Consider the following 22,929-nt stretch of genomic DNA (forward strand, 5'->3'; position numbering starts at 1 on the left):
AAAATAGTGCTAAGATCAAAAATCTAAATGAGGTTGGAATCACATGTCGGATAAAAAAAATATGAAGCTCTTCTCTCTCAATTCAAACCCAGAGATTGCGCAAAAAATCGCGGATCATGCTGGGGTTCCACTTGGGAAAATTTCATCCCGTCAGTTTTCAGATGGTGAAATCCAAGTCAACATTGAGGAAAGTGTTCGTGGATATGATATTTATATCATTCAATCAACCAGTTTTCCTGTTAATAATCACTTGATGGAATTGTTAATCATGGTGGATGCTTGCCAACGGGCTAGCGCAAACACCGTCAATGTGGTCATGCCTTATTTTGGCTATGCTCGCCAAGACCGAACTGCTGCTCCTCGCGAACCAATCACAGCTAAGCTCGTCGCAAACATGTTGGTCAAAGCTGGGGTGAATCGCGTCGTCACACTCGATCTCCATGCTGTTCAGGTCCAAGGTTTCTTTGATATTGCCGTGGATAACCTCTTTACCATTCCACTTTTTGCAGAGCACTACATCAACAAAGGCCTGACAGGTCCAGATGTCGTTGTCGTCAGCCCTAAAAACTCAGGAGTTAAACGAGCTCGTAGTTTAGCAGAATATCTTGATGCACCGATTGCGATCATCGATTACGAGCAAGATGATGCGAACCGTGATTATGGCTATATTATTGGAGATGTCAAAGGCAAGAAAGCAATCTTGATCGACGATATCCTCAATACTGGGAAGACATTCTCAGAAGCTGCTAAAATCGTCGAACGTGATGGTGCTACTGAAATTTATGCTGTATCAAGCCACGGTTTATTTGTTAAAGGTGCTGTTGAATTATTAGATCAAGCTCCGATCAAAGAAATCTTAGTAACCGATTCTGTTGCTCCAAAAGGACCAACTCCTAAAAACATTAACTATCTGACAGCTAGCGAACTAATCGCTGAAGCTATTGTTCGCATTCAAGAAAGAAAACCTGTTAGTCCTTTATTTGCCTACCATAAGAAATAAGGTCTGAATGTGATATATTTTGATAATGCCGCAACAACTCCCCTTTTGCCTGAAGTCATCACTGCGATGACAGAAACCATGAAGACAACCTTTGGAAATCCATCCAGTCTTCATGCTCATGGACGAATGGCTAGTAAACTCCTCCGTGAATCTCGCGAGGAGATTGCTAGATCTCTCCATACCCTTCCAAATCGTATTTTCTTCACTTCAGGTGGATCAGAAAGTAATAATACTGTGATAAAAGGCTACTGCTTGAAACACCAGGCAGATGGCAAACACATCATTACTACCGCTTTGGAACACCATGCGGTTCTCGAACCCATTGAATACCTTGTAGAACATTTCGGATTTGAAGTCACAATCGTCCAACCAAGAGAAGGGCGTATTCAGGCTAGTGATATCAAGGCAGCTCTTAGACCGGATACCATTCTTGTCTCTACCATGTTTGCCAATAACGAGACTGGAGATCTTCTACCGATTAAAGAAATCGGAGTACTCTTAAAAAATCATCCCGCTGCCTTTCATGTTGATGCTGTCCAAGCAATTGGGAAAGTCCCGGTCTATCCCGAAGAGTTAGGGATTGATTTTCTCAGTGCTTCTGCCCACAAATTCCACGGCCCCAAAGGAGTCGGTTTCCTTTATGCAGCCGTCCCAGATTTTGATAATCTCATCCATGGTGGGGATCAGGAAAATAAGATGAGAGCCAGCACGGAAAATCTCATTTCAATTGTAGGGATGTCAACTGCGATACAGCAAGCCACACTTCATCAAGAAGAAAATTTCCACCACGTTCAAAAACTCGGTCAAGAACTAGTTAATGGTTTAGCAGCCTACGACTACTACGTAAATGCGAGTGACGATCATCTTCCATTTGTTTGGAATCTTGGCTTCCCAGGCGTCCAAAACGATGTCTTGCTGATGAGACTGGATTTAGCTGGTATTTCCGTATCCACTGGTTCTGCTTGTACCGCCGGTACTGTACAACCCAGCCATGTCCTTGAAGCGCTCTATGGAAAGGATAGCTCACGCTTGAAAGAATCCCTTCGAATTAGTTTTTCAGAACTCAATACCGTAGAGGAGGTTCGAGACTTCCTCGCAAAACTTAAAGAAATTTTATCATAGGAGAACAATATGGCTTTTGAAACAAGCGTTTCATTGAAAGACTGCAAATATACCTATAGTCTACACCCAAATGTTAAAAAATATACCTTACGTGACAATACATTTGCTGTTACAAAGGTTGGAAATTACGAGTTAAATCGTTTGCTCGAAGCTGTTCCAAATAGCGGTGAAGGCTTCTTGCTTAAAATTATCTTCAACAAAGACCTTACAGGTTTTAAAATCAATATCACAGACAAGTCTGGACTTCGTCTGGTTAATATCTTTAAAAATTCAGAGAATGACATTATCCAACAAAAATTTTATTTCCTAATGGATAGTCTTGTCGAAAGAGAAATTTTCAACAAAACAGAGGTCTAATATGGTAACCCTAACTTATATCGACGCTTACCAAGTAGAGCGAACGACTACTTATCCTGACCTTGCAGCCTGCATTCTAGCATTTTCAGGCTGTGTAACCCTGCCTGACTCTTACTCAATTGTTTCCATTGAATACAAGGGTGAAAAACTCCCCTATACAGGAAGGGTCGATGGGCTCTATGCTTTTTTGAAAAAGGTAGAGCAAGCTGAAAACTAAGCTGATGCTGATGGAACTCTCTCATCGCCATCAGCTTTTTCTTTAGACAAAAATATTTTTGAAAAACCGTTCTAGATAGTTGATTTTTTCACAATCTTCCTATACAATAAGAGGGAAAGGTTGTGATATTGTGAAACATGATAAAAATACTCCAATTCCACGCGCAACAGCAAAACGCTTATCGCTCTACTACCGCATTTTTAAACGCTTTAACTCTGAAAAAATAGAGCGCGCCAATTCCAAACAAATTGCGGATGCGATTGGGATTGACTCTGCTACTGTTCGCCGAGATTTTTCTTATTTTGGTGAATTAGGAAGACGTGGATTTGGTTATGATGTAAAAAAACTGATGAACTTCTTTGCAGATCTTTTAAATGACAATGCTATTACTAATGTCGCTATTGTTGGGATCGGAAATATGGGAAGTGCCCTCCTCAACTATCGCTTCCATGAACGCAATAAGATGAAAATTGTCATGGCGTTTGATCTAGACGATCACGAACTGATCAATACTAAAAGTAAAGACGGAATTCCTATTTACGGTATTTCATCTATTAAAGAGAAACTCAAACAAGAAGGCATTCAAACAGCCATTCTAACTGTTCCAAGTGTTAAGGCTCAAGAAGTTGCTAGCCTCTTGGTAGATGCTGGTGTCAAGGGAATTCTCAGTTTCTCGCCAGTACATCTGACAGTCCCTAAGGATGTCGTCGTCCAATATGTCGATCTTACTAGTGAATTGCAAACACTCCTTTATTTTATGCGTAAAAACGAAGAATAAAGACTTATACTTCAATAACAAAAAGGTTGGAACAAGAAGGTTCCAACCTTTTTTATACCAAATAATCCGTTTCTTCTCGATAACTATAGTAGTTTTCTTCGGATACAATCAAATGATCCAATAGGGTTAACCCCATTACTTCACAGGCCTCTAAGACACGATGAGTGACTTCATCATCATTTTTACTAGGGAACACGGCACCAGATGGATGATTGTGAGCCAAGATAATGGAGGTTGCCATGTGCTTCAGTGCATAATGCAGGATTTCACGCGGCTCCGCGATACTTCGATTCACTGTTCCAATAAATATCGTCTGTTGATGAATAATTTCATTTTGGGTATTCAAATAAAGGGCAACCAGGTGCTCCTGCTTTTTATGGCCAATTTCCTGTTGAATTTTATGGGCCAATTTCTGACTACTCATGATTTGTTCGGAACTCATTAGTTCATCTTTATGAATCCTTCGTCCAAACTCAATAACAGCCTGAAGTTCGATGGCCTTCACTCGCCCAATGCCAGAGATTTCCTGTAGCTCCTCTAGGGTTAATTGCCCTAACTCCTTTAAACTATTTACCGAGCTCAAAAGACCTTGTGCTATCTCATAAACGCTTTTTTGCTTGTTGCCTGTCCGTAAGAGAATGGATAACAATTCCTGATGACTCAGCTTATCTACCCCTTCAGAAACCAAGCGTTCCCTAGGAAGCAAAGATGGTTCAATAAATGATATGTCGTACATAATTTCCTCCTCACTTATTAATTCGTAATAAATTGAGAAAATAACGACCTTTCATTATTTACAGGCGATTTCTTGCTTCAAATCATCTAACACTAAGGCTTCATCTTTATTAAAGCGGATCTGATAACCTGTTTGAACTTGTTCAAGCTCCTTTAAAAACTGTTGAATTTCACAGCGGATCAAGTACTCCTGACTCTGAGGAATGGCTTCTAAGGTCTGGTAGACTTGCTCTACTTCGTAGATTCCTTTCGTAATTAATCCATTTCGTGGAAAATCATTTATTAAGAGATTATAGAAATGATGCAAGTGATGATAAATTCGCTCTTTCGTCACTATTCTACCTCCTTATCATACTCTTTCTCCTCTTATTATATACCGAATTTCCCTCAATATTATGACAAATTCCTTACATTATATTACCAATCGCTTACAATTTTACAAGAATCCTTTAGTTATTTCATGCCATACTATAAAGAAAAAAGCCCAGGCCTCTCTTGGCCTCGGGCTTTGGTTTTTTAGAGTTGCATTTGATTATAAGACTTGCTAAATGAATCCAGGATGTCCTTTGGAGCCTTGTCATAGTCAACAGAGGTTTCCAAGTTTCCTTTTACAATCGTCCGGTAAGTCGCTGCAGCATCCTCACAGGTCACCAAGGTGATTTCATTGACACCTTCACGATCTTGAATAACATCTACACGGTCTGGAGTCACTGTCTCAACAGACGAGATGACATAAGTATAGATTTTTTCTTTATCCGTGATGTAGATCTTCATACCAGCCTTAGCTTTCTCTAATGGTGAGAACAGCATGGCATTTGCTCCAGTTAGGCCAAATACGTGGTGACTAGCAAGAGAATAATTGCCTTGTCCCATGACTTGGTTTTCCTTCATAGTCCCTGCTCCATAGTAAAGGGCTACGTTTTCGAGTCCTTTAAAAATTGGAAGGTTCATGTTCAATTCAGGAATCGAAATTCCCCCAATTACAGGAAGTTTTTGAGCCTGCCATTGGGCATTGATCACGGCCTCCGTCGAGAGTGACTGGACATGTTGGAAATCAAAGCTCGTCTTCACTTCTTTGTTTTTATCAATAGTCTTTTTATCGACCTTGCTAACCTGGTATTGGTTGGTATGCCAAACCATGATCATATTGCGGATCGGAGCATTGAAAATTAAGAGAAGCGAGAGAATAATCAAAAGTGTTGCAACGATGTTGATAAGAGTATTACGTAAACTCTTTTTCTTTTTTCTTTTGCGTGACATGCTGTCCCCTTATCTATTCGTTTTCTTCCACTACTTCTTCATCTTTTTCATCAGCTTGTACAGTTGTGAAGGTCACAATTTTAGCATCCTGATCCAGTCTCATGACTTTCACACCCTGAGTCGAACGACCCGTTTGAGAAATATTAGCCACACCTGTCCGGATCATAACTCCGGTATCGGTAATGATCATCAGATCTTCATCCCCTTTAACGGTTAAAAGACCAGCTAACGGACCATTTTTCTCTGTAATATTGGCTGTTTTGATTCCTTTACCACCACGGCCCTTGGTTGGGTATTCGCCAGCCATTGTCCGCTTACCATAACCTTTTTCAGTAATGATCAATACTTCATCTTGATCGGTAACGACACTAGCTCCTACAACCTTGTCTCCTTCACGGAGATTCACACCACGTACACCTGTGGCAGAACGTCCCATATTCCGAACTACAGCCTCATTAAAGCGGACAGAATATCCATATTTGGTACCAATAATGACATCAGTATTGCCATCTGTAAGGAAGACATTGATCAATTCATCCTCATTACGTAGGTTCAGAGCTTTCAGACCGTTCTGACGGATGTTTGAAAATTCTGCTACATTGGTTCGCTTGACCAAACCTTGTCGCGTCGTAAAGAAGAGATAAGCCTCGTCACTGCGATCTTGCTCCACATTGATAATGGTTTGAATCGATTCACCTTCGTCCAATTTTAGGAGGTTGACAATTGGCAATCCTTTAGCTGTCCGGCCATATTCGGGAATCTCATAACCTTTCAAACGATAAACCCGCCCCTTATTCGTAAAGAAGAGCAAATGATCATGGGTGCTCGTAGATACGAGTTCGCGAACAAAGTCATCATCCTTCACACCGGTTCCTTGGACACCACGTCCACCACGTTTTTGTGCAGTAAATTCAGCTTGGTCCAAACGTTTGATGTATCCTTTATTAGAAAGGGTAATTAAGACATCTGTTTCTTCAATCAAGTCCTCATCTTCAAGAGAAAGAACTTCCCCTACCATCAACTCAGTTCGACGATCATCGCCAAACTTGCGTTTGACTTCTTCTAATTCTTCCTTGATGATAGTCGCCACACGCTCTGGTTTAGCCAAAACATCAGCCAAATCAGCAATCAAGGCAACCAAGTCGTCATATTCACTCTGGATCTTGTCTCGTTCCAAACCGGTCAAACGACGAAGACGCATGTCCAAAATGGCTTGACTTTGACGTTCAGAGAGCTTGAACTTCGACATCAACTCAGCTTGTGCTTCAGCGTCTGTCTGGCTATTGCGGATGATTCGGATTACTTCATCAATGTGATCCAAAGCAATAAGCAAGCCTTCTAAAATATGGGCACGAGCTTCAGCTTTTTCTTTATCAAAGATGGTCCGGCGAGTCACCACTTCTGTTTGGTGCTCGATATAAGCACCTAAAATTTGACGAAGAGAAAGGATCTTTGGAACACCATTTTGAATGGCCAACATATTGAAACCAAAGTTGGTCTGCATTTGCGTCATCTTGAAGAGATTGTTCAAAATAACATTGGCAGAGGCATCCCGACGTACTTCAATGACAAAACGAACCCCTTCACGGTTAGATTCATCTCGTACAGCAGTAATTCCTTCAATCCGTTTTTCTTGCACCAACCGCACGATATGTTCATGGACCTTAGTCTTATTTACCATATATGGAAATTCCGTTACGACAATTCGTTCACGGCCACTCTTTGTTTCCTCGATTTCCGTACGAGAGCGAAGGACAATTGAGCCTTTCCCTGTTTCATAAGCCTTATGAATACCTGATCTACCCATAACCAAGGCTCCAGTAGGAAAATCTGGACCAGGCAACACTTCCATGAGTTCACGGGTGGTCACTTCGGGATTGTCCATCATCAATTTGACGGCGTCAATCGTTTCACCGAGATTATGAGGTGGAATATTAGTGGCCATCCCTACGGCAATCCCAGTGGCTCCATTTACTAGAAGGTTAGGGAAGCGTGCTGGTAACACCAAGGGCTCTCGTTCACTGGCATCATAGTTATCTGCAAAATCAACTGTATTTTTATTGATATCTCGCAACATCTCAAGTGCGATCTTGCTCATCCGGGCTTCTGTGTACCGTTGTGCAGCAGCTCCATCTCCATCCATAGAACCAAAGTTTCCATGGCCGTCCACTAGCATATAGCGATAGCTCCACCATTGCGCCATCCGAACCATAGCTTCATAAATAGAGGAATCTCCGTGTGGGTGGTATTTACCCATAACATCCCCTGTAATACGGGCTGATTTCTTATGTGGTTTGTCAGGAGTGACACCCAATTCATTCATTCCATATAAAATACGACGGTGAACGGGTTTCAGGCCATCACGAACATCAGGGAGCGCACGAGCCACGATTACGCTCATGGCATAATCAATAAAACTCGTCTTCATTTCTGATGTTAAATTCACATCAATTAGATTATTATCCTGCATTCAAAAAATGCCTCTCTTTACTTAATTCACCATACTATTATAACACATTTTAGCCTTTTTTTCTTCTAATGAACACAATGGTAAAAACGTTTACATCAAGGATTCCCAATGTTTCAGATGACAAAGACTTGCAAAAGTGGTAGAATGAAGACGTATGAGAATCTATCTCAAAAAAAAATAAGAAGGAGACGTTTAGACTCATGACTTTGACTAAACAACACAAAAAAGTTATCCTTGTCGGTGACGGTGCTGTAGGTTCATCTTACGCATTTGCACTTGTTAACCAAGGAATTGCACAAGAGCTTGGAATTATTGAAATTCCTCAATTGCACGAAAAAGCTGTCGGAGATGCGCTTGACCTTAGCCACGCCCTTGCCTTTACTTCACCTAAGAAGATCTATGCGGCTGAGTACGCTGACTGTGCAGACGCTGATCTTGTCGTAATTACTGCAGGTGCTCCTCAAAAACCAGGTGAAACTCGTCTTGATCTTGTTGGTAAAAACCTTGCGATTAACAAATCAATCGTAACACAAGTTATTGAATCAGGATTTAACGGTATCTTCCTTGTTGCTGCTAACCCAGTTGACGTTTTGACATACTCTACATGGAAATTCTCAGGATTCCCTAAAGAACGCGTTATTGGTTCAGGTACTTCACTTGACTCAGCTCGTTTCCGTCAAGCTCTTGCTGAAAAATTGGATGTGGATGCTCGTTCTGTTCACGCCTACATCATGGGAGAACATGGTGACTCAGAATTTGCGGTTTGGTCACACGCTAACATCGCTGGTGTAAACCTTGAAGAATTCCTTAAAGATACTCAAAATGTTCAAGAAACTGAATTGATCGAATTGTTCGAAGGTGTTCGTGATGCTGCTTACACTATCATCAACAAAAAAGGAGCTACATACTACGGTATCGCAGTTGCCCTTGCTCGTATCACTAAAGCCATCCTTGATGATGAAAATGCGGTACTTCCACTTTCTGTATTCCAAGAAGGTCAATATGGTGTCAGCAACGTCTTTATCGGTCAACCAGCAGTTGTAGGTGCACACGGTATCGTACGTCCAGTAAACATTCCATTGAACGACGCTGAACTTCAAAAAATGCACGCTTCTGCAAAAGAATTGCAAGCAATCATTGATGAAGCATGGAAAAACCCTGAATTCCAAGAAGCATCTAAAAACTAATCAATCAGTGATGAGACTCTCTAATGATAGAGAGTCTTTTTTTTACGCTAGAAAAACAAAAAAGGTTGAGAAACTCAACCTCTTCTTCTTTCCACCCTGAGGGAATCGAACCCCCATCTCAAGAACCGGAATCTTACGTGATATCCATTACACTAAGGGTGGCAACTGTTATAGTATATCAAATTTTCAAGTATATGGCAAGTAAAAAAAGAGTGGGACAGAAATCGGTCATTCATTAGAATTCGATTTCGTCGTCCCACCTCCGCACAGTTGAGTAGGTCTGTAAAAGCTGATGAAATCAGGGTAGTAGAGCCCACTCAACCACTGCGTCTTGCTCGACAATCCAAAGAAAATTAAGAGGCTAGGACTTTTGTCCTAGCCTCTTAAAAATATTACAATTCGATATCGCCAAACAAGTCAGCCATTGAGAATCCAGTTTGAGTTTCTGGAAGATCAAAGTCACGTTTTTCTTGTTTTGGACGACGTGGGCGAGATTGACGTTTTTCTTGTTTTTCGCCTTCTTCTTGAGCTGGACGTTCTTCAAGAGCCTTGATAGAAAGTGATACACGTTCATCTGCAGCATTTACTTCAAGAACTTTAACAGTTACTTCTTGTCCAACTTTAAGAACATCTTTTGGATTTTCAACACGTTTGTGTGAAATTTGTGAGATGTGTACAAGTCCGTCGATACCTGGCAATACTTCAACGAATGCACCGAAGTCAGTCAAACGTTTAACAGTTCCTTCGATAACATCACCAGCAGCCAATTTTTGTTCTACGCCATCCCAAGGTCCAGGTGTTGTAGCTTTCAATGAAAGTGATACACGACCTTCTTCTTCGTTCAAGTCAAGAACTTTCACTTGGATTTCTTCACCAACAGTTACGACTGATTTAGGTGATACGTTGCGTTCGTGTGACAATTCTGTCAAGTGAACCAATCCATCAACACCACCAAGGTCGATGAAAGCACCGAAGCTTGTGATACGTGCAACTTTACCAGTTACGATATCACCAACGTTCAATTTACCAAATACTTCTGCGCGTGCTGCAGCTGATTCAGCTTCAACAACTTCACGACGAGAAAGGATGAAGCGGTTTTCTTTCGGATCTACTTCTTTGATTTTAGCATCAAATTCTTGACCTACGAAACGTTCAGTGTTACGTACAAAACGAGTATCAAGCATTGAAGCTGGAATAAATCCACGAAGTCCTTCAAATTCTACTGAAAGTCCGCCCTTAACAGCGCGAGTTCCTTTAACAGTAACAACTTCTTCTTCACGTCCGACCAATTTGTCCCATGCTTTGCGAGCTTCCAAACGTTTTTTAGATACAAGGTAAGTTACTGTATCAGTATCTTTCCCAACTACTTGACGAAGAACAAGCAATTCAAGTGTTTCACCTGGTTTTACCAAGTCGTTGATATCAGCATCACGATCGTTTGTCAATTCGCGAAGAGTCAAGACACCTTCGACACCAGTTCCAGAGATTGCAACGTTAGCTTGGTTCGCGTCAACTGTCAATACTTCAGCAGTAACAACGTCACCTGGTTCAACTTGGCTAACACTGTTTAGCAAATCTTCAAATTCATTCATCTAAAAAATCCTCCAACAATCAAGTTTTCTAAAACTTGACATACTTATAATTATTTTTCCTAAGCAAGCACTCGCAATGAGATCAACTACAATCTTTAACGACTCATCCTATAAAGAAATAAAATACCTGGATAGATATTTTATCACTTATCTGATATTACCTAAGAACTGGGGTAGCTGGATTCGAACCAACGCATGAGGGAGTCAAAGTCCCTTGCCTTACCGCTTGGCTATACCCCATGAATAAAATGGAGAGAGAGGGATTCGAACCCCCGAACCCGAAGGAGCGGATTTACAGTCCGCCGCGTTTAGCCTCTTCGCTATCTCTCCATATAAATCAACAGGATCTATTATACCATTGATTTACTATGATTGCAAGCCCTTATTTATTCAAATTATAATTTTCTATTAAAATTTCAACGGCTTTTTCAAGCTTTTTGTAAAGTGAATCCACATTTCCATTTTTGATAATGGCAAATTGACCTGCCATGTCTGCAATTTCACCAATCGTTTTCTTACCAATGGACAAAGTGAACCCATCAAAAGTGTCTTTTCCGACGATTACTTTACTATCAACGATTTGAATCTCAATTTTCTTATCTTTTTTACTCATTTCAACCCTCTTTTCACTTTTTCTATTTTACAAAAATTCTTTTGATGACGCAAGAGAAAAGGGAGTGAGACAGAAAGAATTTAAATAGAAATTCCTTCTTCATCCCACCCCCAAAAAGGTCATTCGGCATTCTTTTGAGCCTATAAGCGAATAAGGAGAAACTTTAGCTGCTACGTCCTTCGTTAAGGCTGTTTCTCATTGAATCCTGGACAATTTTGGTCTCAGACACTTTCGTTTTAATCGACTTTGACAATCCATCCTTCTGGTGCTTCGATATCGCCAAATTGAATACCGGTCAACTCGTCGTAGAGTTTACGTGTGATAGGACCTACTTCTGTTTCAGAATAAAAGACATGGAAGTCATCCCCGTGTTGAACACCTCCGATTGGAGAGATCACAGCTGCGGTACCACAAGCTCCTGCTTCCACAAAGCGATCCAAGTCATTAATAAAGACATCCCCCTCAATTGGTGTCATACCAAGACGGTGTTCTGCTAGGTAAAGCAAAGAGTACTTAGTAATAGATGGCAAGATAGAAGGGCTCAATGGCGTCACAAATTCGTTATCTGCAGTGATACCAAAGAAGTTTGCAGAACCAACTTCTTCAATCTTGGTGTGAGTCGCTGGATCAAGGTAAATCACGTCTGAGAAGTTACGATCATGGGCAATCTTCCCTGGTAACATACTAGCTGCATAGTTCCCACCAACTTTAGCTGCCCCTGTACCATGTGGTGCAGCACGGTCATACTCATCTTGAATCAAGAAGTTAGTTGGAACCAGACCACCTTTAAAGTAGTTACCAACAGGCATGGCAAAGATGGTAAAGATATACTCATCTGCTGGATGCACACCGATAATATCACCAACCCCAATCAAAAGTGGACGAAGATAAAGTGTTGCCCCTGTACCATATGGTGGAACGTACTCTTCATTAGCTTTTACCACTGCCTTACAAGCATCCACAAACATGTCAACAGGTACTTGAGGCATCAGCAAACGATCCGCCGTGCGTTGCAAACGTTTGGCGTTTTGATCTGGACGGAACAATTGGATGCTTCCATCTTTTGTACGGTAGGCTTTTAAGCCTTCAAAGGCTTGCTGACCGTAATGCAAACTTGGAGAGGATTCGGATATATGCAAGGTCGCATCTTCTGTCAATTCTCCCTTTTCCCAAGCTCCATTGCGATAATACGCCAAATAACGATAGGGTAATTTCATATATGAAAAGCCAAGGTTTTCCCAATCAAGTGATACTGTCATGATCGTGCTCCTTAAATTTTTTCTTTTTGACCTGGTTCAGGTCCATTTAGTTTCTCAATCTATGTAGACTATTGTACACCATTTCATGAGAATTTCAAGTGATATTTTCAATTTTCAGAAAATTTATTTTTAAAGAAAGTCAGTCCTAGAATGGACCGACCCCTTCTTTTATTTGATAGTGGCTGAAAAAACTTCATGATCCGAAATGGTATCATTGACAAAGGATCCATTGCTTGTTCTTTCAGAAATGCTTAATTGTGTCAAATCAACCTCGGCCACCTGTCCAGTGGTAGAGGTAATGGCAATAATTTGATCTTGCTCTCCTACTTCTTCCTGGCTCGTAAAGAGATCAAAATCTCCTTGGTCCGTAAAAACTGGACCTGCCTTGAAGACGCGGTGGGGTTTATTTTTCAACTCACGCAAGACCTGTAGGCCACGTTTAGCACGGCTAGTTACAGGAATATCGTCTTGCAACATCCGTTTGAGACTGCCTCGCTGGGTCAAAATATACATACTTGGTGTTGTAGACTTAAAGGCGGCAGCGACTTGATCCCCGTCTTTGAGGTTAATAGCTTTGACCCCTGCTGCTTTGGCTCCTACGACAGGGACCTCTTCAATATTAAAGCGCAACCCATACCCATTTTTGGTGATGATCATGATGTCTTCAAGGACAACTGGCGCAACAGCTACAATACGATCGTCTTGGTCTTTTAGCTTAGCGTACTTAGTCGATTTAGAACGATAAGTCCGCCACGGGCTCAATTCCTTGCGTTCAAAACGCTTGATTTGCCCTTGTTGAGTTGCTGCAAAGTAGGTCACGCCCTCAAACTGATCCACAATCTCCGCAAAGAGAATTTCTTCCTCTTGCTCGAAATTGGTCAAGGTTTGACTGAGGTGCTCTCCGATATCCTTCCACTTGGTATCTGTCAATTCATGAATTGGTCGATAAATGGCATTTCCCAAGTTGGTAAAGAGTAAAAGATGCTGGGTGGTCTTAGCAGGCTCTACGAAAATCAACTCGTCATCATCTCGTTTTCCAACTTCTTCCAGTGTTGAGGCATTGAAGGAACGAGGAGAGGTCCGTTTAATGTAACCCGCACGGGTCACGCTGACGAAGGTTTCCTCTTCAACGATCAGACTGGCTGTATCAATCTCAATCGTTTTAGCAGTGTCTTGCAACTCACTACGACGAGGGTTGCCAAAGAGCTTCTTGACTTCACGCAATTCCTTCTTCATGAGATTGAACATGGTCCGTTCGTCTCCAATGATGGCTGCCAAGGTCGCGATTTGCTCCTTGAGGTTAGCATGCTCTTCTTCCAAGGTGACGATATCTGTATTGGTCAAACGGTACAATTGCAAGGTGACAATGGCTTCTGCTTGCTCTTCTGTGAAATCATAACTGATCTTAAGGTTTTCCTTAGCATCTGCCTTGTTATCAGAAGCACGGATCAGAGCGATGACTTCATCTAGGATAGAAATGACGCGGATCAAGCCCTCTACGATGTGGAGGCGTCGTTCAGCCTTTTCCTTGTCAAAGCGAGAGCGAGCGACAATGATATCTCGACGGTGAGCAATGTAGCTTGATAAAATCGGTACAATCCCCACTTGACGAGGGGTATAGTTGTCAATTGCCACCATATTGAAGTTGTAATTGACCTGTAAATCTGTGTACTTGAACAAGTAATTCAAGATTAGATCTGCATTGGCATCTTTCTTGAGCTCAATGGCAATGCGAAGACCATCTCGGTCAGACTCATCCCGAACTTCTGCAATACCGGCCACCTTGTTATTGACACGAACATCGTCAATTTTCTTGACCAAGACAGCCTTATTAATCTCATATGGAATCTCAGTGACGACGATTTGCTGCTTGCCGCCTTTGAGTTGCTCGATCTCTGTCTTAGAGCGGACAACCACCCGTCCCTTACCAGTTTCATAGGCTTTCTTGATCTCATAGCGCCCTTGAATAATGGCACCGGTCGGGAAATCAGGTCCAGGAAGAAACTCCATGAGTTTGTCTACCTTAGCAGAAGGATGGTCGATCATGTAGACCACAGCATCGATGACTTCAGCAAGGTTATGTGGCGGAATATCTGTCGCGTAACCAGCTGAAATACCCGTTGCCCCATTGACCAAAAGGTTTGGAAAGGCTGCAGGCAAAACCGTTGGCTCTTTTTCTGTATCATCAAAGTTCCAGGCAAATGGCACTGTGTTCTTTTCGATATCTTGAAGGAGATAACCAGCAATTTCAGATAGACGGGCTTCCGTATAACGCATGGCGGCCGGTGGATCACCGTCCATAGAACCATTGTTTCCGTGCATTTCGACAAGGATTTCGCGGTTCTTCCAGTCTTGAGACATGCGGACCATAGCATCATAGATGGAACTATCCCCGTGAGGGTGGAAATTCCCCATGATATTTCCGACAGATTTGGCAGACTTGCGGTAGCCCTTGTCATGGGTATTCCCATCCTTATTCATAGAATAAAGGATCCGCCGTTGAACAGGTTTCAAGCCATCCCGAATATCAGGAAGAGCCCGTTCTTGAATAATGTATTTGGAGTAGCGACCAAAGCGCTCTCCCATGATGTCCTCCAGGGACATGATTTGAATATTACTCATATAGGATACAAAGCCCGTAAAATACAAAGGGAAAATAGGAAATTCTTGCAGTGAGCGATGCTCACAAAAGAATTTATCTTTTTCACACAGTATTTAGGGCGTGTTCAACTCCTTTCAAAGAATGTAGAGTAGATTTTTTAGAAAAAGGAATTCAGTTACTACAAGTAACCAAACGATCCTTTCTGTAGTTTAAAATAGATTCATTAATGATTCGAAAGTTTCTCTTTAGCATAAGAAATCATTTTCTCTGCTACTTCCTTATCGTAAGTAAACCCCATCTTTTGGGCCAATTCTTGCGCTTCACCATCGAATAACTTCATGGTAGCAAATAAGGACTGACCAACCTTCTCTATACTAGAAAGATCAAGAAGTGCTGAGAAAACCTTTTCCTTCTCAGCAGGCAAATAGTGAAAGAGGTGCTTGTAGTTCTTTCCGATGTCAACTATTCCCTTATCACTTGCTACCTGCCAAGCCAAGACCTTGAGGAGTTCTTGCTGACAAATACCATAGAGGTGGTCGGTCGCATAGATAAGCTGATTTCTTCTAATGGCCTTTACCACATAAGCCGATACCCACCAAAATTCATTGCAGGATGCTGCAAATTCCTCTTCAGTAGGCGGACAGGTCCAGTAGCGTTTTGGGCTTGGCAAATACGATTCAAACAAACCTTTGTCATCTTTTATAACTTCAAAATTTGCTTCGCTGTCTACCCACTCTTGGATATACTCCTTAGGACAGATAGTCAAATCAATGCGATTCCCATCTTCAAAAAGCATGAGATACAGCCGACGATGCTCTACTACGTTATGTTGGGAAATCAGGCGATTTCCAAACTGGTTTAGCCAAGATAAATCTGAAATCAGGTCTTCCAGATCATCAACTATATAGACCACATCGTAATCTTGAAACTCATCTTTTACGGACTGAGGATTCGTTCGGGATCCGGATAAAGCAATTGCTTCTACTTTTAGAGTATCAGCTATCTGCAAGATCAGAGTCATCATTTCTGTATCAGTTCTCATGTCGATTCCTTAACATTTCTACATTACGGCTTATTTATTTTATAGTAGAAAGTAATTAAAATACCGTATTTTCTTCCAAGGTAAACTTAACATTGTCTTCAATCCATTGACGACGTGGTGCAGCCTTATCGCCCATTAGGACGGAGACACGGCGTTCTGCACGAGCTAAATCGTCAATGGTGACACGGATCAAGGTACGAGTTTCTGGATTCATGGTGGTTTCCCAAAGCTGATCCGCATTCATTTCCCCCAACCCTTTGTATCGTTGGAGGGTTGCTCCACGGCCAAAGGTCCGACGCAACTCCTCTAATTCGCTATCTGTCCAAGCATAGGCCACTTCTTCTTTCTTGCCTTTGCCTTTGGACATCTTATAAAGAGGAGGAAGCGCAATGTAGACATGTCCAGCTTCTACCAAAGGTCGCATATAGCGATAGAAGAAGGTTAAGAGAAGAGTTTGAATGTGGGCACCATCTGTATCCGCATCAGTCATGATAATGATCTTATCGTAGTTGGCATCTTCCACAGAGAAATCTGCCCCAACTCCTGCACCAATGGTGTAGATCATGGTGTTGATTTCCTCGTTCTTGAGGATATCACTCATATTGGCTTTCTCAGTATTGAGAACCTTCCCACGAAGGGGGAGAATCGCTTGGAACTTACGGTCCCGTCCTTGTTTGGCAGAACCGCCAGCAGAGTCTCCTTCGACTAGATAGAGCTCATTTTTCTTAGGATTTTTAGACTGGGCTGGTGTCAATTTACCAGATAAAAGTCCTTTGTCCTTTTTGCTCTTCTTGCCATTTCGGCTTTCATCCCGCGCTTTTCGAGCTGCTTCACGCGCATCCCGGGCCTTAATAGCCTTACGAATGAGATTAGAAGCCAACTCTCCATTTTCCATGAGGAAGAAGGTCAATTTATCAGAAACAATGCTATCAACGACTGGACGAGCCAAGGGACTTCCTAACTTGTCTTTGGTTTGCCCTTCAAATTGCAAATGGGCTTCTGGGACCAAGATTGAAAGAACAGCAGACAAACCTTCGCGGTAGTCTGATCCTTCCAGATTTTTGTCTTTTTCCTTGAGAAGTCCTGTCTTTCTTGCATAGTCGTTCATGGCCTTGGTGATGGCTGTCTTCAGACCTGTCTCGTGGGTTCCCCCATCTTTGGTGCGGACATTATTTACGAAGGACAAGATATTATCTGAGTAACCATCATTGTATTGCATGGCTACTTCTACCTGAAAACCATCCGATTCGCCACTAAAGTAAAGAACAGGTGTCAAAGTTTCCTTATCTTCGTTCAAGTACTCTACAAAATCTTGGACACCATTTTCATAATGAAAGGCCACATGGTTGTCTTCTTCCTTGCGGAGGTCGGTCAGCGTCAGCGTTACGTCCTTAAGCAAGAAAGCTGATTCTTTGATCCTCTCAGCAATGGTATTAAATTTGAAATCCGTCGTTGAAAAGATGGTTGGATCCGGCATGAAGGTGACCTTGGTCCCTGTCTTAGACTTGGGAGCCGTTCCTATCTTCTCGAGAGTAGTGACAGGTTTCCCGCCATCTTCAAAGCGTTGCTTGTAGACAGCTCCATCACGGGTAATTTCTACCTCAAGCCAACTAGAAAGGGCATTGACGACAGAAGATCCCACTCCGTGAAGACCTCCAGATGTCTTATAACCTCCTTGACCAAACTTCCCTCCGGCGTGGAGGACCGTAAAAATCACCTCAACGGTTGGTTTGCCCATAGCATGCATCCCTGTCGGCATTCCACGTCCCTGGTCTTCTACCGATAGAGAACCATCTTTATTAATCGTGACATCGATTTGTGAGCCAAAGCCAGACAAGGCTTCATCGACCGCATTGTCAACGATCTCCCAGACCATGTGATGCAAGCCGTTTCCATCGGTCGATCCGATGTACATCCCTGGACGTTTACGGACTGCATCCAACCCTTCTAGTACCTGAATGGCATCGTCATTATAATTATTAATATTGATTTCCTTTTTTGCCACAAGGAACCTCCTGTTTGTTCATCTTTTCTATATTACAGTTTTTTAGGAAATTTTGCAAAATTTTTTCTCTTTATATGGAGATTTCTATACCTCAGTAAAAAAAGCCGGCTGAGCACTTTCTTCAGATGTCACACTTGAACTCCAAAAATTGCTTTTTCTATTGATGGCTTTTTGTTATAATGAAAGTATGATAAAAGAAATAAGTGTTTTAATTTTAGCCTATCTATTAGGCTCCATTCCTTCGGGATTATGGATTGGGAAAATCTTTTTCCATATTAATTTACGGGAACATGGCTCGGGCAATACAGGAACGACCAATACCTTTCGGATTTTAGGGAAGAAGGCTGGGATCATCGTCTTTGCGATTGATTTCTTAAAAGGGACTTTAGCCGTTCTCCTTCCGACTTTCTTCGGAATTCAAGGGATCTCACCGATGGTCTTTGGTCTCTTAGCTGTTTTAGGTCACACTTTTCCAATTTTTGCTGGATTCAAGGGGGGAAAAGCAGTGGCGACAAGTGCTGGTGTCTTACTTAGCTTCTCGCCTATCCTACTACTAATTTTAGCTGTGTATTTTGTAGCCAGCCTGTATTTAACCAGTATGATCTCGTTTTCGAGTGTTACCGTTGCGCTACTCGCCATTCTATCTGTCCTCCTTCTCCCTTTGACTGGATGGATCTTGCACGGTTATGATCCGCTTTTTACAGTCATTGTCTTGGCCTTAGCGACCTTGATCATTCTTCGTCACAAAGACAATATCCAACGGATCAAAGAAAAAAAAGAAAATCTTATCCCTTGGGGAAAGAACATCACCCACCAACAACCAAAAAACTAGAGCCTGCGCTCTAGTTTTTTTGATTTGATTCCCCTTATACTTTTGAACAGACCCTCATTATAAGGCGTCAACCAAGTCCATCAGAAAGTCCTTAACCGTTTTTTTCTTCCGACCATTAACAGTTTCGATCATGTGATAAACTTTTAAACGATTGTCATTGCTAAAGACAAACTCAAAGCGAAATTGGCGTCCATTGGGTGCCACTGTATCAAATTTTGTTTTATATTTATCATGAACAGGGCTAACTGGAAATTTATTGAAGAGCAAGCGTCGTTTCTCTCCTGCTTCTTTTAGACAGTTTTCTAGCTCCTGACAATAGGTATAAAACAGCTGATAGAAGTCTTCTACTGAAATTCTTCTTCTCCGAACCAATGATTTAAAATCCGAAAAATTTCTGCGCGGGATTTCAATGCTAAATGAAAATCCCTCCCGATTCATTCTTTCTAAAAATTCATCTCTTGAAATCATAGAACCACTCTTTCTTTTATCAATCTGTAGTGAACCCTTATTGTTTCTATACATCGTCAATCCATAATGTAATCAAGCAGATCCATCAAGGTAAGTTTCTTCCGACCATTGACTGTCTCAAATAGATTATAAACTCTTAGTTGTTGATTCTTTTTGAATACAAACTCAAAACGAAACTCGCGACCATTGCATGCAGCGACATAAAATCCTGTCTGATACTTCCTCTTATCCGCTATGGCTTTCATTCTCCGGCCTTCTATCTCCCTACAAAGTGAAAGAAATAGCTGATAGAGTTGCTCCTCAGAGAGCCTTTTTCTTCGAACCAAAGACTTGCAGTTATTAAACTTCTACCATGAGATTTGGATGTTGAAGGAAAAACCTTCCTGATTTACTTTATCGATAAATGCTTTTCTGGAGATCATACCAATTCCCTTTCTATTGGAATATCGTTTGTCTCTATTATACCATCTTTTATCCTTTCACAAAAAAGCATCCCAAATGGAATGCTTTTTTCTGTTTCTTAATAGTATTCCCCTTGGCGGTAGTTCCAAGAGTTGAAATGATCGGATAAGTGCATCATGATCTTATCGATATCCAATCCTTTACGGATGACGACTGGACAAGTATTGACAGAACGGCTACCTGCTCCTTGTTCTGGGATGAGTTTCCCTTCTGCATCCACCATAGAAACCATTACTCCTTGTTCATAGCGCGTTTCAATGGTCTTGTCTGGTTGGATAGAAGCCACATAATCGTCAGCTTCAATGACCAAGTCAACGGCACCTTCGATACGCTCACCGATTCCCTCGACTTTCCCACGATTTCCTTTACCGGATGGGTTAGCCGAAGAGGCGTAAACCATCTTGCCTTCTTTTTCCCACATTTCTTTGGCGATTTGCTCACCAGCTTTACCAAATTTGATGACAAAACAGCTAGTTCCACGAACGTCTGTCATGAGTTCTTCGCGTCCATCGCCGAAGGCTTGTAACTTAGCATAGGCATCTTCACGCCAAGGAAGGATACAACCAAGCAAGATATCTTGGTCCCAATGTTTTTGGTAGAAGGCTTCAATTTCAGGATTCAATTGAGCAAGAGCGCGGAGTTCATCCATGCTTCCACAAAGAACGACACCTGGTTTGTTGCGGTTGCGTTCTTTGGCTTCGAACTTCCGTTCCAATCCAGCCTTGTCGCTGGTCATGATGATGTAGCCAACTTTTGTAGGGCAGACGATACAGCCACCCTCTCCTTTCAAAATATCAAATCCTTCTTGTGAAAGTTGTCCGTCCCATTGAATGTGTTTTGTCATAAGTCTCTTTCCTTTTCTATTCTTTTTAGTATTGTATCAAAAACTAGTCTCAATTTCAATATATTTTCAGAAAATTCGTAATTAAGTATACAATTTTATGATTGCCAGTAAGCTGGCCGATTCTTCTCATATGCTGCGATCAAGTCTTCGTACTGAAGCGTAATCCCGATATCATCCAACCCATTGAGCAATTTATACTTCCAATCTTGATCGATCTCAAAGCAAAACTCTCCAACAGGTGAGATGATTTTCTGCTCTTCCAAATCCACCGTCACTGGATCTGTCGGCTGCAAGCTTGCCAATTTTTGACGAACCTCTAGCGGTTGCACAATCGGTAGCATGCCATTATTGAGCTCATTATTGTAATGAATATCTCCGAAAGATCCAGCGATAACGACCTTAAAGCCATAATCTGCCAAAGCCCAGGCTGCGTGCTCCCGAGAGGAACCAGCCCCAAAATTGTCACCAGTAATCAAAATGGTCGCCTTGCGGTATTCTGGCTTGTTAAAGATAAAATCCGGATCCTCAGTATACTGGTCATCCAAATAACGCCAAGCATACATGAGGTATTTCCCAAATCCTTTTTTATCGATCAACTTTAAGAATTGCTTGGGGAGGATTTGGTCGGTATCAATATTATCGTTCATCAAGGGAACCGTTGTCCCTGTATAAATGGTAAATTTCTCCATGATTCCTCCTTTTACTTGACTTCTGGCAATTGGCGCACATCGACAAAGCGACCAGCAATTGCTGCTGCAGCGGCCATAGCGGGGCTACAGAGATGGGTCTTGGCCCCAAACCCTTGGCGATCTTCAAAGTTTCGATTACTAGTAGAGGCACAGTGGACGCCATCCGGCACCTTGTCTGGGTTCATCCCGAGACACATGGAGCAACCTGGATCACGCCATTCAAAGCCTGCATCCATAAAGATTTGATCCAAGCCCAACTTTTCAGCGGCTTGCTTGACTGGACGAGAGCCAGGTACGACAATGGCTGTTAAGTTGGGCGCGATTTTTTTGCCTTTCACAAACTTGGCCGCTAGCTCTAAATCACTGAGACGCGCATTGGTACAGGAACCGATAAAAATATAACCCAATTCAATGTCTGCTGGTTTTTGACCAGGTTCTAAATCCATATAATGATATGCTCGTTCATCATTCATGTCCCGAATCTCTGGGAAGGGTGTCTCAAAGTCCACTCCCATAGAAGGATTGGTCCCCCAAGTCACCATCGGAGCTAGTTCGGATACATCCATACGGATGACCTTGTCATATACGGCATCGTCATCACTGACCAGAGTCTCCCAGTCAGCTACTGCAGCCTCAAAATCACTTGGCACACATTCGCGTCCCCGAAGGTAGTCAAAGGTCGTCTCATCTGGATTCATGATCCCCATTTTGGATCCGAACTCGATCGACATGTTACAGATGGTCATGCGTTCTTCCATGGTCAAGCGATCAATTGCTTCTCCCCGATACTCTACGACATAGCCAACTCCACAAGCAACACCGTAGCGCGCTATCAATGCTAGGATGTAATCCTTTGAATAGATCCCTTTTTGTGGGGTTCCGGTGAATTCAACCAACATTTTCTTTGGTTTGACTTGCCAGATGGTTTGGGTGGCAAAGACATGCTCCACTTCACTGGTTCCAATCCCAAAGGCAATGGCACCAAAGGCTCCGTGGGTGGCGGTGTGGCTGTCTCCACAGACAATAAATTTTCCAGGCTGGGTCCGACCAGTTTCAGGGCCCACCATATGAACAATTCCTTGCTTAGCAGAACCATGGGCAGCATGATCAATCCCAAAGTCCACCACATTCTCAGCTAATTTATCAATCTGGGCCTTTGAAATCACATCTCGAATATCAAAAATATTGACCGTTGGAACATTGTGATCAAAGGTTCCAAAGGTTAAATCGGGTCGTCGAACCTTGCGTCCTGCGTCACGTAATCCTTGAAAGGCTTGCGGACTCGTCACTTCGTGGATATAGTGTTGGTCCACATACATGAGTTGGGGTTGCCCTTCCACTCCTGTAATCACGTGGCGGTCCCAAAGTTTATCAAAGATAGATTTTCCACTCATC

General features: G+C 42.2%; 20 protein-coding genes, 3 tRNA genes and 1 pseudogene. 7 read left to right on the forward strand and 17 right to left on the reverse strand.

Features of this window, described 5'->3' with window-relative positions; all coding sequences use genetic code 11:
- The first annotated feature begins 43 nt into the window (after positions 1-43).
- The 5 genes from ACVC7Q_RS02440 to ACVC7Q_RS02460 all read left to right on the forward strand — a co-directional run bounded on the left by ACVC7Q_RS02440 (position 44) and on the right by ACVC7Q_RS02460 (position 3,474).
- The gene (locus tag ACVC7Q_RS02440) at positions 44-1,000 is read left to right on the forward strand and encodes a ribose-phosphate diphosphokinase (RefSeq protein ID WP_447264705.1); all 957 of its coding nucleotides are present in this window, start codon (positions 44-46) and stop codon (positions 998-1,000) included.
- Between the two features lie 9 nt (positions 1,001-1,009).
- A complete protein-coding gene (locus ACVC7Q_RS02445) occupies positions 1,010-2,122 on the forward strand; it encodes a cysteine desulfurase family protein (protein ID WP_447264706.1) in 1,113 nt (370 codons plus the stop codon).
- Positions 2,123-2,131: 9 nt separating this feature from the next.
- On the forward strand, positions 2,132-2,479 hold the full coding sequence (locus tag ACVC7Q_RS02450; RefSeq protein WP_368402669.1) for a DUF1831 domain-containing protein: 348 nt from the start codon (positions 2,132-2,134) through the stop codon (positions 2,477-2,479).
- 1 nt (position 2,480) lies between these two features.
- The gene (locus ACVC7Q_RS02455) at positions 2,481-2,696 is read left to right on the forward strand and encodes a DUF4649 family protein (RefSeq protein WP_049490891.1); all 216 of its coding nucleotides are present in this window, start codon (positions 2,481-2,483) and stop codon (positions 2,694-2,696) included.
- A gap of 130 nt (positions 2,697-2,826) precedes the next feature.
- Positions 2,827-3,474 (forward strand): redox-sensing transcriptional repressor Rex, encoded by a 648-nt coding sequence (locus ACVC7Q_RS02460; protein WP_024055729.1) that lies wholly within the window; start codon positions 2,827-2,829, stop codon positions 3,472-3,474.
- 52 nt (positions 3,475-3,526) lie between these two features.
- Here ACVC7Q_RS02460 and radC read toward each other — a convergent pair whose 3' ends face one another.
- The 4 genes from radC to gyrA all read right to left on the reverse strand — a co-directional run bounded on the left by radC (position 3,527) and on the right by gyrA (position 7,939).
- On the reverse strand, positions 3,527-4,210 hold the full coding sequence (gene radC, locus ACVC7Q_RS02465; RefSeq protein WP_023918030.1) for a RadC family protein: 684 nt from the start codon (positions 4,208-4,210) through the stop codon (positions 3,527-3,529).
- Between the two features lie 54 nt (positions 4,211-4,264).
- On the reverse strand, positions 4,265-4,543 hold the full coding sequence (locus ACVC7Q_RS02470; protein WP_301362328.1) for a porphobilinogen deaminase: 279 nt from the start codon (positions 4,541-4,543) through the stop codon (positions 4,265-4,267).
- Positions 4,544-4,725: 182 nt separating this feature from the next.
- The gene (locus tag ACVC7Q_RS02475; RefSeq protein ID WP_014713268.1) at positions 4,726-5,469 is read right to left on the reverse strand and encodes a class A sortase; all 744 of its coding nucleotides are present in this window, start codon (positions 5,467-5,469) and stop codon (positions 4,726-4,728) included.
- Between the two features lie 13 nt (positions 5,470-5,482).
- Complete coding sequence (gene gyrA, locus ACVC7Q_RS02480) at positions 5,483-7,939, reverse strand: DNA gyrase subunit A (RefSeq protein WP_447264707.1); 2,457 nt, start codon at positions 7,937-7,939, stop codon at positions 5,483-5,485.
- A 200-nt stretch (positions 7,940-8,139) separates the two neighbouring features.
- Here gyrA and ACVC7Q_RS02485 point away from each other — a divergent pair, with 200 nt between their 5' ends.
- On the forward strand, positions 8,140-9,126 hold the full coding sequence (locus tag ACVC7Q_RS02485; RefSeq protein WP_447264708.1) for an L-lactate dehydrogenase: 987 nt from the start codon (positions 8,140-8,142) through the stop codon (positions 9,124-9,126).
- A gap of 90 nt (positions 9,127-9,216) precedes the next feature.
- Here ACVC7Q_RS02485 and ACVC7Q_RS02490 read toward each other — a convergent pair.
- The 9 genes and pseudogenes from ACVC7Q_RS02490 to parE all read right to left on the reverse strand — a co-directional run bounded on the left by ACVC7Q_RS02490 (position 9,217) and on the right by parE (position 18,239).
- A tRNA-Arg gene (locus tag ACVC7Q_RS02490) sits at positions 9,217-9,288 on the reverse strand.
- Between the two features lie 230 nt (positions 9,289-9,518).
- Entirely contained in the window at positions 9,519-10,718 is a 1,200-nt protein-coding gene (gene rpsA / locus ACVC7Q_RS02495) for a 30S ribosomal protein S1 (RefSeq protein ID WP_061604646.1), read from the reverse strand.
- A 168-nt stretch (positions 10,719-10,886) separates the two neighbouring features.
- Positions 10,887-10,958, reverse strand: a tRNA-Gln gene (locus ACVC7Q_RS02500).
- Positions 10,959-10,967: 9 nt separating this feature from the next.
- Positions 10,968-11,048, reverse strand: a tRNA-Tyr gene (locus ACVC7Q_RS02505).
- A 52-nt stretch (positions 11,049-11,100) separates the two neighbouring features.
- Positions 11,101-11,331, reverse strand: a complete 231-nt coding sequence (locus tag ACVC7Q_RS02510; RefSeq protein ID WP_031576999.1) for a DUF2969 domain-containing protein — start codon at positions 11,329-11,331, stop codon at positions 11,101-11,103.
- 236 nt (positions 11,332-11,567) lie between these two features.
- Positions 11,568-12,596 (reverse strand): annotated as a pseudogene (locus tag ACVC7Q_RS02515) (branched-chain amino acid aminotransferase); the annotation flags it as partial.
- A gap of 162 nt (positions 12,597-12,758) precedes the next feature.
- Positions 12,759-15,212 carry a DNA topoisomerase IV subunit A gene (gene parC / locus ACVC7Q_RS02520; protein WP_447264709.1) on the reverse strand — a complete coding sequence of 818 codons (2,454 nt, stop codon included), beginning with the start codon at positions 15,210-15,212 and terminating at the stop codon, positions 12,759-12,761.
- Between the two features lie 203 nt (positions 15,213-15,415).
- Complete coding sequence (locus ACVC7Q_RS02525) at positions 15,416-16,234, reverse strand: aminoglycoside 6-adenylyltransferase (RefSeq protein ID WP_447264710.1); 819 nt, start codon at positions 16,232-16,234, stop codon at positions 15,416-15,418.
- Between the two features lie 55 nt (positions 16,235-16,289).
- Positions 16,290-18,239, reverse strand: coding sequence for a DNA topoisomerase IV subunit B (gene parE / locus ACVC7Q_RS02530; RefSeq protein WP_049486220.1), 1,950 nt, complete (start codon positions 18,237-18,239; stop codon positions 16,290-16,292).
- A gap of 187 nt (positions 18,240-18,426) precedes the next feature.
- On the opposite strand from parE, the gene plsY reads away from it, so the two are divergent.
- Complete coding sequence (gene plsY, locus ACVC7Q_RS02535) at positions 18,427-19,071, forward strand: glycerol-3-phosphate 1-O-acyltransferase PlsY (RefSeq protein ID WP_447264711.1); 645 nt, start codon at positions 18,427-18,429, stop codon at positions 19,069-19,071.
- A 57-nt stretch (positions 19,072-19,128) separates the two neighbouring features.
- Here plsY and ACVC7Q_RS02540 read toward each other — a convergent pair whose 3' ends face one another.
- From ACVC7Q_RS02540 to leuC, 4 genes are all read right to left on the reverse strand, one after another.
- Entirely contained in the window at positions 19,129-19,539 is a 411-nt protein-coding gene (locus ACVC7Q_RS02540) for a hypothetical protein (protein ID WP_447264712.1), read from the reverse strand.
- Positions 19,540-20,059: 520 nt separating this feature from the next.
- On the reverse strand, positions 20,060-20,845 hold the full coding sequence (locus ACVC7Q_RS02545) for an L-threonylcarbamoyladenylate synthase (RefSeq protein ID WP_447264713.1): 786 nt from the start codon (positions 20,843-20,845) through the stop codon (positions 20,060-20,062).
- A gap of 95 nt (positions 20,846-20,940) precedes the next feature.
- Positions 20,941-21,534, reverse strand: coding sequence for a 3-isopropylmalate dehydratase small subunit (gene leuD / locus ACVC7Q_RS02550; protein WP_447264714.1), 594 nt, complete (start codon positions 21,532-21,534; stop codon positions 20,941-20,943).
- 11 nt (positions 21,535-21,545) lie between these two features.
- Positions 21,546-22,928 (reverse strand): 3-isopropylmalate dehydratase large subunit, encoded by a 1,383-nt coding sequence (leuC, locus tag ACVC7Q_RS02555; RefSeq protein ID WP_447264715.1) that lies wholly within the window; start codon positions 22,926-22,928, stop codon positions 21,546-21,548.
- Between the last annotated feature and the right edge of the window lies 1 nt (position 22,929).

This window comes from Streptococcus sp. W151, from assembly GCF_053010205.1.

What these genes read in the sequence shown, in the direction of transcription:
- ACVC7Q_RS02440 (WP_447264705.1), top strand. Translation starts at nt 44, where the DNA reads ATGTCGGATAAAAAAAATATGAAGCTCTTCTCTCTCAATTCAAACCCA.
- ACVC7Q_RS02450 (WP_368402669.1), top strand. Translation starts at nt 2,132, where the DNA reads ATGGCTTTTGAAACAAGCGTTTCATTGAAAGACTGCAAATATACCTAT.
- ACVC7Q_RS02455 (WP_049490891.1), top strand. Translation starts at nt 2,481, where the DNA reads ATGGTAACCCTAACTTATATCGACGCTTACCAAGTAGAGCGAACGACT.
- radC (WP_023918030.1), bottom strand. Translation starts at nt 4,210, where the DNA reads ATGTACGACATATCATTTATTGAACCATCTTTGCTTCCTAGGGAACGC.
- ACVC7Q_RS02475 (WP_014713268.1), bottom strand. Translation starts at nt 5,469, where the DNA reads ATGTCACGCAAAAGAAAAAAGAAAAAGAGTTTACGTAATACTCTTATC.
- gyrA (WP_447264707.1), bottom strand. Translation starts at nt 7,939, where the DNA reads ATGCAGGATAATAATCTAATTGATGTGAATTTAACATCAGAAATGAAG.
- ACVC7Q_RS02485 (WP_447264708.1), top strand. Translation starts at nt 8,140, where the DNA reads ATGACTTTGACTAAACAACACAAAAAAGTTATCCTTGTCGGTGACGGT.
- rpsA (WP_061604646.1), bottom strand. Translation starts at nt 10,718, where the DNA reads ATGAATGAATTTGAAGATTTGCTAAACAGTGTTAGCCAAGTTGAACCA.
- ACVC7Q_RS02510 (WP_031576999.1), bottom strand. Translation starts at nt 11,331, where the DNA reads ATGAGTAAAAAAGATAAGAAAATTGAGATTCAAATCGTTGATAGTAAA.
- parC (WP_447264709.1), bottom strand. Translation starts at nt 15,212, where the DNA reads ATGAGTAATATTCAAATCATGTCCCTGGAGGACATCATGGGAGAGCGC.
- ACVC7Q_RS02525 (WP_447264710.1), bottom strand. Translation starts at nt 16,234, where the DNA reads ATGAGAACTGATACAGAAATGATGACTCTGATCTTGCAGATAGCTGAT.
- plsY (WP_447264711.1), top strand. Translation starts at nt 18,427, where the DNA reads ATGATAAAAGAAATAAGTGTTTTAATTTTAGCCTATCTATTAGGCTCC.
- ACVC7Q_RS02540 (WP_447264712.1), bottom strand. Translation starts at nt 19,539, where the DNA reads ATGATTTCAAGAGATGAATTTTTAGAAAGAATGAATCGGGAGGGATTT.
- ACVC7Q_RS02545 (WP_447264713.1), bottom strand. Translation starts at nt 20,845, where the DNA reads ATGACAAAACACATTCAATGGGACGGACAACTTTCACAAGAAGGATTT.
- leuD (WP_447264714.1), bottom strand. Translation starts at nt 21,534, where the DNA reads ATGGAGAAATTTACCATTTATACAGGGACAACGGTTCCCTTGATGAAC.
- leuC (WP_447264715.1), bottom strand. Translation starts at nt 22,928, where the DNA reads ATGAGTGGAAAATCTATCTTTGATAAACTTTGGGACCGCCACGTGATT.